We start from the raw sequence: 12,201 nt of genomic DNA on the forward strand, positions 1-12,201 counted from the left end.
ATTATTGCGTATTATGTTTTCTGATGACACGCAATTTTTGCGTGTCATTGCATGTGCAAACATGCAAAAATCACGTGTAGTTAAGAATATGTCATATTTTCAGTGCTTTTGTACTAATTTCGTACATATTCTCAACTAAATGCTACGCAGCCATTTCCCGAATCGAATATTTGATGACCTGTAGCCGTTGCCTGGAGCGGGAACGGAGTCAAGGAACAGTACGCTGGACGCATTTATGCGTCCGGGCAGTCCTTGACTGAGTGACACGGATCACCCTGCTGCCGAGAAAGGATCCACAAGATCCTTTCCTGCCTCCCCGACGAGGGGCGGGTCCGGGCAGCGCCCGGCACTGAATGTTCGGCCTCGCTATCATCTGGATGGGCTTCAGAGCTCTTTGTGGTAGATGCTTCCATATAGAAACCCCGGCATGCAAGGCAAGCCGGGGGGGTCATTTGTCTTCAATTATCTGGTTTTACGACTGGGTGCCGGCGTCGGGGCCGTCCCAGACGATGCCTTTCAGGAGGGCGTAGTGCATGGGTTCGCCGACCTGTTCCTGGGTGAGGTCCTTCAGAGCGAAATTGGCCTTGCGGAAGGTGAGGGCCGGGCTGTAGTACGGGTCGCCGTCGCGGAGGATGTCCTTCCAGGTGGTGCCGAAGGTGAGGATTTCTGAGTGGAAGCGGGCGAGCTTCTCCGGGGTGTCTTCCATGCCGCGGGACTTCGATTCGTAGTGGTAGAACTTCGCGTATGGGTTATACACGACGAGCTTTCCGAGGGCGCGAACCTTCATGCAGTAGTCGACGTCGTTGAAGGCGACGGCGAGCTTCTCGGTGAAGCCGCCGACCTCGTCGAAGAGGCTGCGCTTCGTGAGGAGGCAGGCTGCGGTGACGCAGGAGTAGTCCTGGATGCACTTCGCACGGTGCATGTAGCTGAGATCCGAGTCGTGAGTACGTACGAAGGCGGCACCGGCGATACCGCCCATGCCCATGATCACGCCGGCGTGCTGAATGTCTTCGTCCGGGTACAGGAGGCGTGCGCCGCAGATGCCGACGTCTTCGCGCTGTACGTAGCCGATCATCTCATCGATGGAATCCGGGTCGATCTCCTCGATGTCGTTGTTCAGGAAGAGGAGATACTGGCCGTGCGTGAACTGGACGCCGTAGTTGTTGATCGCGGAGTAGTTGAACGGACCGTCCCACTTCACGACCTTCACAACCGGCTGCAGAAGAACCGATGCCGCTGCGCTGTGATAAGCCGATACCTGGGCCGGATGCGATACTGCGGAGCTCGATTCCGCAGTCGACGCAGCGGATGTGGTCGAAGTTTCCGAAGTGTTCAGCGCACCGCAGGTCGCCGGATCTGCGAAATCCGCCGGGAGCTCTTCCGGGAATCGGTTCTTCAGTGCTTCGTAGTACGCCCAGGTTTCTGCCTGATCCGAGTTGTTCTCGACGATGATGAACTCGAGGTTTTTATAGTTTCCGGCGGCGAGTGAGGTGATGGCCTGATCGAGGTCGGCGCTGTGGTCCTTATTCGGGATCACGACGGAGATCAGCGGCTGCTGATTTTCGTAGATCGGGTGGTAGAAGCCGTAGGTGATGCCCTGCTCGACCTTCTTTATCGGGAGGCCGATGCGCTTGCAGTGGTCGTACACGGCACGTGCGCCGGCTTCGAAGGCGTAGAGCTTCGCTTCCGGATGCTGCGCGGTGGACGCCTGGTGCGCGCGCCAGTGATACAGCACCATCGGGATATGGATGATGTTGCTGCTCGTAAAGCGGCCCTGACGGAGCAGCGCCTGATCGAGCGGGTTCAGCGCCGCGGCGAGGGCCGGCTGCGTACTCTCCCTCGGCTCAGCACCAGCCATCGTCGACGTCACGGCATCACTCTGCTGCGCGTCCGTGACTGTGTTCGCGCCAGAAGCATTGGCGAAGGAAACGAGACGGGCGTGCTCCATGGCCTGGGCTTTTTCGGTGGCGCGGAGGATGAGGTCGTAGTCCTGGGCACCGTCGTAGGCGCTACGCTCGTAGATTTTCTGGCCGTCGGCAGCGGTCTCGGCGATGGCGTCAAGGAGGCTGCGGCGGGCGACGAAGAGGTGGCAGATGTAATTCACGGAGCGGAGCAGGTCCGGGTTGAAGTCGGTCTTGAAGTGCGGCTCGAAGTAGTAGATGTCCTCGAAATCGACCTTGTCCTCGTCGGAATAGAGGACCTGGACGTCCGGGTGGGCGTTGATCGCGCGAACGCACTCATAGAGGGCCTGCGGCTCGAGCTCGTCGTCATGGTCAGCGAGGACGATGAAGTCACCGGTCGCCATGCGGATCGCGGCGTTGGTGTTCTCCGCGATGCCGAGGTTCTCCGCGAGGGTCGCATAGCGGAAGCGGCTGTCTGCGGCGGCGTACTCAGCGAGGACCTCCTGTGGTGTACGGCCCTGCGCCGGGTCGTGCTGGATCTTCGCGTACGGGGTCGCGTCTACGAGGCAGACCTCGAACTTCGGGTAGGTCTGCTCATGGATCGAGTCGAGCATGCGGCGGAGGAACTTCTCCGGGGTCGCGTAAACCGGAATCACGATGGAGAAGGTCGGCTGCATCGCGAAATCAGTGGCACTCTCCCGCTGCTTCGCGAGCTCCTCGTCGGTGATGCGGACCTTCTTATACCACTCGTTGTAGTCGTAGTCGTCCTGGATGTTCTGGATCTTGTGGACGGATTTCTTAAAGAGGGCGCGGAGGCCGTGCTTCTGGAAGTACTCCCAGGCCACCTCGACGGTCTCCCAGTGGAACAGGGCGAGGAGCTTCTCGCGTTTCCGGTGGGCGACGGAGTTGAACTCCTCGAGGATGTGGTCGGTGAACTTCATGCGCTTCGTCTGGCCGTCGGCCTGCAGCACGAGGATGCGGGTCTCGCCCTGTGCGTACGGAGTGTGCACGTCGAAGCCGAGGTCTCGCTGGAGCGACCCGTGGGCCTTCACGACATCGCCGAAAAAGGCATTGACCACCTCATCACGGCGTACAGAGGACACGGTCGTGCCCGGGACAGGGTTGCCTGCCTGATCCACGACCGTGAGCTTCACTTCTTCTTCTGGATTTGAGCCGAAGGCCCAGCCCTGGAGCATGAGTTCGCCCTCACGCGCCAGCGCGATATCTACTTTAAATCGTAACATGATATTTCCTTTATATTATTTTGAGGCGTCCGCCATGCCGCCGATCATCGCGTCCTCCGGGAAGTTCAGGCGCTCCTCCTCGACGACGAGCGGGCGGCGCATGACGCGCTGATTGATGCTCAGGATGTACTCGCCGAGCAGGCCGATGAAGAAGATCTGCACGGAGCCGAGGAAGAGCATGCCGATGAGCATCGGGGCCATGCCGGCTGGGAAGCGATCCCACCAGATGAGCTTCATGATGAGGTAAATGATGGCGATCAACATGCTGATGCCGCTGCAGGCGGCACCGAAGAACACCGCCATACGGAGGCCGACCTTCGTGTAGCTCGTGAAGCCGAGCATCGCGGCGTCGTACAGGGTGTAGAGGTTGTTGTGTGTGATGCCGGCGCGGCGCTTCGGCTGGGTGTACGGAATTTCCTTCCGGTGGAAGCCGAGCTCGGCGACGATGCCACGTAGGAACGGGGTCGGGTCGTTCAGCTGCCGCATGACGTCGATGAAGGCGTGGTCGTAGAGGCCGAAGCCGGTGAACTGCGCGATCTGGTCGACGGAGGACATCTTCTTTATGAGCTTGTAGTAGAGGCCGCGGAGGGCGTACATGAGCGGATTTTCCTTCGAGTGGGTCTTCACGCCGATGGCGATCTTATAGCCCTCCTCCCAGGCTGCGACGAACTGCGGGATCATCTCGATCGGGTCCTGGAAGTCGGCCGCCATGAGGATCGTGGCGTCGCCGGTGGACTGCAGCATCGCGTAGTACGGACTGTTGAACTGGCCGAAGTTCTTCGCATTGAAGATGGCCTTCACCTGCGGGTCCTGTGCGCAGAGGCCGCGGATCAGCGTGCGCGTCTCGTCGTGGGAATCGTTGTCGATGTAGAGGAGCTCGTAGCGGTACTGAGGGAGGTCGGAAGCGAACATGCTCCGAAGGGCCTCGTAAAGCGGAACGACGTTCTCCTGCTCGTTATAGCATGGAATGACGATGCTGATGGTTTTCAAAATCTTATCTCCTAACGTGAAGGTGATTTGTGTGGGCGCGAGGGCCGCCGCTGTCGCGACATGCAACACGACCATGACGGATGCATGGCGACGGGCGGACACGCGAGGGCCGGGGCGCGGGGGCACTATACCTGGCTCGAGGCGGTAAACCGCGGGCACGCAGGCCCGAATCTTATCTATATTACACTCTATGGGTGAAGGTGGCAAGATTTGGGACGGGATTTATATGCGGAGGTTTGGGATGGGATTTATATACGGAGGTTTGGGATGGGATTTATATACGGAGGTTCAAACTTCGTATCCGGTCAGCCTGGGTGAAGCTATCTGGAGAAAAGGGAAGCAGAATGATCATACTTGCCCTTTTGTTTTGCTGGATGTGCGTTGGTTTCTCTGCATTTGACGCTGCCGCGCGAGCATACGGACCGATTTTCAGGTGATTATGGCGCGCGGCCCGGAAATTTTCACTGGCGAACCGGGTGAAATAGATGAAAATCGACGATGCTATCTAATAACTGGCGGATTATAAAAGAGTGGATATTATTAACATCATTTATCATTTTGTGCACGGTGCTAAAAATATCCACTATTTCATAATCGGGCACATATTGGATAGTTTTCTGTAAAATCATGCATACGCATATAAGCGTACCATCCAATTTGCCTGGATTTTTCAAATAGTAGATATGTATTTCGGGCTCCAGAGAAGAATTGTTATAAGCAGATATCCAATTAACCTTTATTTATAAAATACTGGATACTCGAGCCCGGATTCCTCTTTTGAAATAAGGCTTTTCATATCCAGTATTTTCAAAATCGCCTAAGAGTGGATATTTTCCAGTCATCTTCGACCATTCCAGCCTAGAAACATAGCCATTATTTTCAAAATCAAGCCATATTGGATAGGAATCATTTTAAAACGCTTATCATGCCTGCAGTTGAAGTTTTCCTGCTCCGCTCGGCCTGAGAAACTTGGCGGTTATCTTCCTAACCAATTAAATGCAAGGCCAACCATCGGGTAGCACTCTTATAATTATAGTAACACCACCCTCTGCACCTTAGATTTTTACAGCGATCTTGATGGCTTTTCGTTCTTTCATGTCGTCGATGGCCTGGGCGATCTGGTCGAGGCCGTCGTAGTGCTCCGTGATGAAGATGGACGGGTGCACGCCGCTCTCCTGCACGATCTGCATCACGTGTTCGAGGTTCTGGCGTCCGCCCCTGCTCAGGGAGAACTTCAGGGTTTTTCCGGCCATGCCACGACCGATGGAAAACTTCGGGATCTGGATGCAGTCGATGTTGTCGTTCAGCGTCACGGTGTGTGCTTTCCTGAGCACGTCGCCTGCTGCCTGTGCTTCTGCTTCGACAGCTGCGGCGGTGCTGGTGAGGTAGGTTTCGGCGCTGTTCATGGCTTCGAGGGTTTTCAGCTCGCCGCCCTGGGTGTCGAGGTCGGCACCGTAGTACATGACGTTCGAGACGACGCCGGTGCCGTACTTCACCATGTCGATGGCCTGCGGAAAGGCGAGGTCATCGCCACCGCAGATGAGGACCTTATCCGCGCCCTTCGTCTGTGTCTTCGTGAGGACGTAGTTCACGACGGGCGAACCGGTGGAATTTGCGAGCGGATGCATGCCCTGTGGAAGCGGACAATGCAGGCGGCGATAGTTCAGCACTTCGATGTGACAGCCTGACTGCGCAGGGGCCTGACTCTGACTTCCGCCCGAAGCGGCTGAAGCACAATCTGGCGACACGGCGTCCGGCACTGTAGCTACGCAGTCTGGCGACACGGCGTCCGCATGCTGCTCTCTTCCATCTTCTGCTGCCATAGAAAGGCTGGTGACGTCACCGCCCGCCGGAACTTCCGGAACGCCGTGTACCGACATCGCTGGGGCGAAGTCACTCATCGACTCGGCGATGCGGACATTCTCCGGGCGGGAGCCGACGGCGTAGATCGTGCGGGCACCGGCGAGCTTCGCGCCGAGGATGGCGGCGAGGCCGATGGCCCCGATGCCCATCACGACGACGGTGTCGCCTGGCTTGACGCCGGCTTCTTCGACCGCGGTGAAGCCGGTCTGGAGGACGTCAACGCACATGAGGGCGTCCTCGAGCGTGAGGCCGTCCGGGATGTGTGCGAGGTTGCGGTCCGCGTACGGAAGGTAGAACAGCTCCTGGAAGGCACCGTCGATGGTGTTTCCGAGCATGTGGGCGCTGAAATTATGGCCCGCATGTGCATAGTTCTCCTCGACGTCCGGCTGACTCCAGTCCGGGGTGATCGCGGATACGGCGACGACATCGCCGACGTGGAAATCCGTCACCTCCGCGCCGACTTCCTCGACCCGGGCGATGACCTCATGACCGAGCGTCAGGTCCGGGCGCTTCGGGCTGCCCTGCCAGATGGTATGGACGTCCGAGGTGCATGGCGAGACGAGCAGCGGCTTCAGCAGCGCGCCATGCGCGGCGAGGAGCGTCGGTCGCGCCTTCTCGATGTAAGCGATATTTCCTTTTCCTTTCAGCACCAGTGCTTTCATCATCTTCGTTCCTTTTCATCTTGATATACATCACCATTCAGACAGAAAACAGGTCCAGGAAATACTTAGGAATGTCAAGCCAGGTGCTGCTCAGACTTCCCGAAGTTCTGGTAGCTGAACGGGAACCTGATGTCACAAACTGCCAGATTCTCATCCATATGACATTATGTATTTCACAATCTCTATTCTGAGCGATGCTTGGACATGAAGTATCAAACTGTTTACCGGTACTCCTCAATCCGGTCCGTGCGGAGCACGAGGATGCGGACATTTTCGTCGAAGCGTTCGCGGATGATGCCAGCGATTTCGTCGGTGTAGCCCGGGGCGACGATGAGGATCTCGTCGACCGGGTGAGCGACGGCGTAATCCGGGGCCACGATCGGGATGTGGGAGGCCGGCGAGAAGCGGCCCTGCTTGAACGGGGCGGAGTCGATGATATACTCTACTCTTCCGCCGAGCTTCGTGGTGGCGGCGAGGGTGAAGCCCTGGTGGCTCGCACCCCAGATGGCCATGGTCCGACGACTCTCCGAGAGGTGGTCGATGTGTGCATTGACCGAGGCAGAGAGACGGTCGTAGCTATCGCGCAGGGCGGACACGTCGATGAGGCGACCGCTGTAGTGGAGCTCGCTGAGCTCGTCCGGGTCGGCCTTCCGTACGATGGCCTCGATCGTGTCACGGTTCACGAGGTCCATGCTGAGGAGCTCGAAGCCGCAGTCCTGCAGAAGCTTCTGGAGCGTGAACTCGGTGTAGTTCGCGATGTGGTCGCGGAGCAGCTCGTAGTAGCCGTTGTAACGGAGGATGTACTCGAAGCTCGGGACGGTGATGAGGCCGAGGGCCTGCGGCTTCAGGTTGCGTCCGATGTTCCGGAGCATGTCGCACGGATCCGGCTGATGCTCGAGGAAGTTAAACTGCACGAAGGCGTCGAACGGACCCTCCGGGTAGCGCACGTCGCCGGTCGCGAAGCCCTCGTAGACGCGGTACTTTTTATCGGCAACAGCATTGGCCTCCTCGACGAGGGACGGCTTATGCTCGAGGCCGACGAGGTGGAGCGGGGCGGCGTTCGGCTGGCCGGACAGGGGATCACGCGCCTGGTCGCGAGCGAGCGCAGCGGCACCTTCCGGATCCTCGGCGAGATTCTGCCACATGCGGAGGAACTCACCGCGGCCACAGCCGACCTCCACGATACGGCGACCGTGGATGTGGTGCTCCTGCATGGCGGTGAGGAGGCGCGCGTACTCCTCGTAGCGGAGGCGGGTCATGGTGCGGGTGCCACCGCCGGCGCGGATGACATCACGGTAATAGTCGACCGGCTCGGTGTCGAACTGGACGAGGCCGCAGGACGGGCACTGGCAGAGGGTGAGGCTCAGCGGATGGTCCTCCGCGAGCTCCGACGCTGCCGGGATGTTCTGCGCACTCGCCGGCATGTCGTCGAGGGTCATCAGCGGCGACAGTGCGTGGCCGCAGGCGATACAAGTCATGTTCATATATAAGTCCTTTCATCGGTCATAAGCATGCACTTTTCGAATTTTTGTCACCTGGAAATCTACATCATCAAATAAATGTTAAAAGTGTATGCAGCATCCGTGGCTCATGATTCTGAGCCTTCTTCTCGCATCGTTTTCAGGAGCATGCCGATGCCGGCTTCGAAGGAGATTTCCTGGTGGAAGCCGAGGCGCTGGAGCTTGAGGATCTCCGGCGACATGTTCGCGGCGCCCTCTGCGTTGTTCGCGCGGGTGCCGAAGCGGAGCTCCGCGCCAGTTGGGGTTACGCCAGCGGCGGTGTCGGTGGTCTGCCCGCCCGCAGTTACGGCTTGGGTTGCGCCAGCGGCGGTCGTCGCGTCCCCGTCCGCCGTCGTATCCGCATTTGCGGCGAAGCGGGCGGCAATGGCGTTCATGGCGATGACGTACTTTTTCAGCATGCGGGAGTCGGAGCCGGCGATGTCATAGATGCCGGTGCGGGTGTCCTCGGAGCTGAGCAGGATGCGGATCGCGCGGGCAAGGTCATGGACCTCGAGGTAGTTCCAGCGCTGCTCGCACGGGCCGAGGGTGACGGCTTCGTGGCGGAGGGCGGCGCGAAGCACGGTGTTCACGAGGCTCGTTTCATGATCACCGCTGCCGTACACGCTGTAGATGCGCATATGGATAAACTGCATCGGCGCGTCGTCGTAGATTTCCGAGAGGAGGCTCTGCTCGGTCGCCCAGCGGCCGAAACTGAGCTTCGCCTTTCCGTAGGGACTCACCGGCAGGGGCACGCGATGATTGCCGCGGCCATACTCTGCCTGGGAGCCGGCGAAGAGGAACTTCCGCGCACCGAGCAGCTTCGCGTAGAGGTAGGCCTTCTTCGCGTTCTGGATGTTCTCGATCTGGATGTTCGTGTCGCTGCGGCCCGCGGAGCCGACACCGTCCCACGCGAAGTGGATCCACGCATCGATGAGGGGCGCGGCATCGTCGGCCAATGCAGGCAACGGCAGGTGGGTGGCGGACGGCGGTGCAGTGACGGCAGGCGCAGAGCTGCGAGCAGGAACCGCCACCGCGGCCTGCATGGCGGCTGCCGTGCCGGAATGGCCGGCAGGCTCGGCGCTGCGGTCAGGGGTCGCCGGCGCCTGATCCAGGCCCAGCACCTCCGCGTAGTGTGTTTCGCCGAGCTCGGCTTCCGGAAGCTCACTCAGGTCGAGAAGGACGGTCCGATACGTAGGATACGCGCTGATGCCATGCGCATCGAGCTCCTGCGCGCGCCGGCTGCCCGGGCGCACCGCGCCGATGACCTCATGGCCCTCCTGAAGCAGAAGCTTCGCAGTATACAGTCCCAGAAAGCTGGTGACACCCGTGATAAGCACTCGCACGATGATTTCTCCTTCTTACTGATCTTCTGGTTTTTCACAAAACCAGGAGAATTCTGATTTCAGCATTACTGCATCCCACAAAACCCTTCGTTTGTCAACCGAGGGTCGTTTTCCTCCCAAAATCTAATGTCAATCCAGCTGAACTCACTCATTTGCCAACCCGCGGGACGAGCATGATCCGGTCCATCTCCTCGTCCGGGAGGTATGGCGCGAGGTCCTCGAGTGGCGGGCTGATGATGCTGCCGTCCGGGAGGCGCTTCGCGGCGGACTTCGGGAGGAACTGCTGGGTCAGGGTCACCATGATCTCGCAGATGGCCGGGCCGTCGGTCGCGAGGGTCTCTGCGACCGCGTCGTGCAGCTCTTCGTTGTGATGCGCGCGGATGAACGGGAAGCCGTACGCGTGCGCGATCTTCTCCATATCCGGGAAGCTCAGGTCCTGGACGCCGCCCATGCCCGAGTCGACGCCAATGCCTACAAGCGGCTCTCCGCGGAAGAGGTTGGTCTGCGTCTGGCGGATGCTGTGGTAGCCGCCGTTGTTGATGATGAAGATCTTGATCGGCAGCTGGTGGCTGATGATCGTCTGGAGCTCCTGCAGGTTCATCTGGATGGAGCCGTCGCCGGTGAGGACGAGGATGTCATGCTTCTCGTACGCCGGATAATGCTCGTCGCGTCCGGTCCAGTACGGGTCACGGAGCTCAGCGGCGAGCCGGTCATCGGCGGATTCATGGAAGGATGGATCCGCAGCCAGTGCCGAATAATCGTGGTCCTGCTGCGCGTCGCCTGCATTGGCATCCGCTGTTTCCCGTGGAAGCGAGGCGTCCGCGCCACCGCATGGGGTCGCCTCAACGGAGGCATGCACGGCCACCGCAGCACCGATCGCCGCCGGGAGTCCATAGCCCATCGAAGCGACGCCGTCCTGCGAGATGAAGCGGGTACCTGGCTTGATGCGGTAGGCCTGTCCGCCCGCCACGCACGGGGAGCCGTTGCCGACAACGGTCACCTGGCCCGGGGCCGCCTGGTCGGAAAGCTCCTTGATGAGCGCGTAGACGTTGGCGAAGGACGCCGGGTCCTCCGGGGACAGCGTCGGATCGCTCGGCGCGAGGTATTCCGGCAGAATCGTCGGGTAGTTGTCGCGGTAGAACGCACAGGTCGCAAGCCAGCTGAGGCGGGTGCCCTCATTTTTAACATCCTGACGGGCGAGCTCCGTGTGGCAAACGCGGAGGGCGTCGTCACGGAGGAGGCCTTCACCGCCCTGGAAGAGCGGGTGCGCCGGGGTGTGGCCGAGGACGTGGAGCTCGCGGAGCAGGCACTGCAGGAGCTGACGGGCGTCGGCGTGCACGGCGAGGTCACAGTGCACGGACGGCTTCCGAAGCTCCTCCGCATCGATGTCGTTCACGATCACGTAGGCGTCGCGGGCCCAGCTCTTGAAATCGTAGCCGACCTGACGGATGTTGAGGCGGGAGCCAATGCTGAGAATCAGGTCTGCATTCTGTACGGCGAGGTTGCCCGGACGGTCACCGCGGCCACCCGGACGGCCGACGTAGAGCGGGTCGTCGCTCGGGATGATGTCCGGACCGTTCCAGCCGACCACGACCGGGATACCGAGGCGATGTGCGACTTCCAGGAAGAGCGACTCGGCGCCCGCGATGCGGATGCCGTTGCCCGTATAGAAAATCGGACGACGGCTCGCGCGGATCTTCTCGAGGATGGTCTGCACCTGCTGCGGATCCACCGGCGGCACAGCTGCCTCACGCTTCGACGTGTCGGCATCCGCCGGGATACGGTGCGCCACTGCATAAGCCTCGGCCGCCACGACGTCCGGGGACGTCATCGCAGCTGCAGAACCGGATACTGCCGGGATGCTGGCAGCGGTGCCAGTGACGGATGCTCGGGCGACTGCATCAGCCTGAGCGGAGGTGACGGTTGCATGGTCGACTGCATTGGCCTGCGCGACGGTGACGGTTGCGTGATCGACTGCATTGGCCTCATACGGAGAGCGCGCGAAGGCGTTCCGACAGCGCGGGTAGGCGTCGGAGCGCGTGGTGGCGTCCGTGGAGGTAGCCCAGCCGTCGCCACCAGCTGCGTAATCCGCCGGGTCGAAGCCGATCAGCTCGTCCGTCTCGATAAACTTTCCCTGGATGTCGACCGGGATGTCGAGCCAGCAAGGGCCCGGGCGGCCGGTCTGGCTGAGATAGATGCACTTTTCGAGCGCGTAGCGGACGCGGTACGGGTCGGTCAGCATCTCCGAATACTTCGTCATACAGTCGATAGACTTCGTGATATCGAACTCCTGGTCGCCCATCGCGCGGAGGCGGGTGCCGTTCTGCTCTTCTGCCCAGCGCGCGGTGTTGTCATAGCGGACCTGACCGGAGATGATCAGCATCGGGATGGAGTCGAGCCAGGCACCGAGCACGCCGGTGATGGCGTTGGTGCCGCCCGGGCCGGAGGTCACGCAGAGAAGCGCCGGTCGGTTGTAGATGCGGGCGTAGCTCTCGGCGGCCATCGCGCAGGCCTGCTCGTGGTGCTGGTAGAGCGTGTGCATGCCCTTCTGGTGGCCGAAGGCGTCGTTCAGGTGCATGGCTCCGCCACCGGTCACACTGAAGTTCTGGGTGATGCCGTTTGCGACGAGGGTTTCAGAAATGTAGTTCGCAAGCTTGATTTTCATTACTTACTCCTGCTTTTCGTGAGGAGCGCGGCTC

At 60.2% G+C, this 12,201-nt stretch carries 6 protein-coding genes; all 6 read right to left on the minus strand.

The features are described from left to right. Positions 1–472 precede the first annotated feature (472 nt). A complete protein-coding gene (locus ACK8P7_RS02340; protein ID WP_410042624.1) occupies positions 473–3,145 on the minus strand; it encodes a glycosyltransferase family 2 protein in 2,673 nt (890 codons plus the stop codon). Between the two features lie 15 nt (positions 3,146–3,160). Further along, positions 3,161–4,135: a glycosyltransferase family 2 protein gene (locus tag ACK8P7_RS02345; protein WP_410042625.1), complete on the minus strand. Its 975-nt coding sequence runs from the start codon at positions 4,133–4,135 to the stop codon at positions 3,161–3,163. 1,055 nt (positions 4,136–5,190) lie between these two features. Continuing rightward, positions 5,191–6,660, minus strand: coding sequence for an alcohol dehydrogenase catalytic domain-containing protein (locus ACK8P7_RS02350; RefSeq protein ID WP_410042816.1), 1,470 nt, complete (start codon positions 6,658–6,660; stop codon positions 5,191–5,193). Between the two features lie 221 nt (positions 6,661–6,881). After that, positions 6,882–8,144 (minus strand): class I SAM-dependent methyltransferase, encoded by a 1,263-nt coding sequence (locus ACK8P7_RS02355; protein WP_410042626.1) that lies wholly within the window; start codon positions 8,142–8,144, stop codon positions 6,882–6,884. A gap of 104 nt (positions 8,145–8,248) precedes the next feature. Next, complete coding sequence (locus ACK8P7_RS02360; RefSeq protein ID WP_410042627.1) at positions 8,249–9,502, minus strand: NAD-dependent epimerase/dehydratase family protein; 1,254 nt, start codon at positions 9,500–9,502, stop codon at positions 8,249–8,251. Between the two features lie 148 nt (positions 9,503–9,650). Then, entirely contained in the window at positions 9,651–12,167 is a 2,517-nt protein-coding gene (locus ACK8P7_RS02365; protein WP_410042628.1) for a thiamine pyrophosphate-binding protein, read from the minus strand. Positions 12,168–12,201 lie beyond the last annotated feature (34 nt).

Source organism: Oribacterium sp. P9 (assembly GCF_046365365.1).
In the GTDB taxonomy this organism is placed as follows: Bacteria; Bacillota; Clostridia; order Lachnospirales; family Lachnospiraceae; genus Oribacterium.

Coding starts and splice junctions, on each gene's coding strand:
- ACK8P7_RS02340 (WP_410042624.1), bottom strand. CDS start 3,145: ATGTTACGATTTAAAGTAGATATCGCGCTGGCGCGTGAGGGCGAACTC.
- ACK8P7_RS02350 (WP_410042816.1), bottom strand. CDS start 6,660: ATGAAAGCACTGGTGCTGAAAGGAAAAGGAAATATCGCTTACATCGAG.
- ACK8P7_RS02355 (WP_410042626.1), bottom strand. CDS start 8,144: ATGAACATGACTTGTATCGCCTGCGGCCACGCACTGTCGCCGCTGATG.
- ACK8P7_RS02365 (WP_410042628.1), bottom strand. CDS start 12,167: ATGAAAATCAAGCTTGCGAACTACATTTCTGAAACCCTCGTCGCAAAC.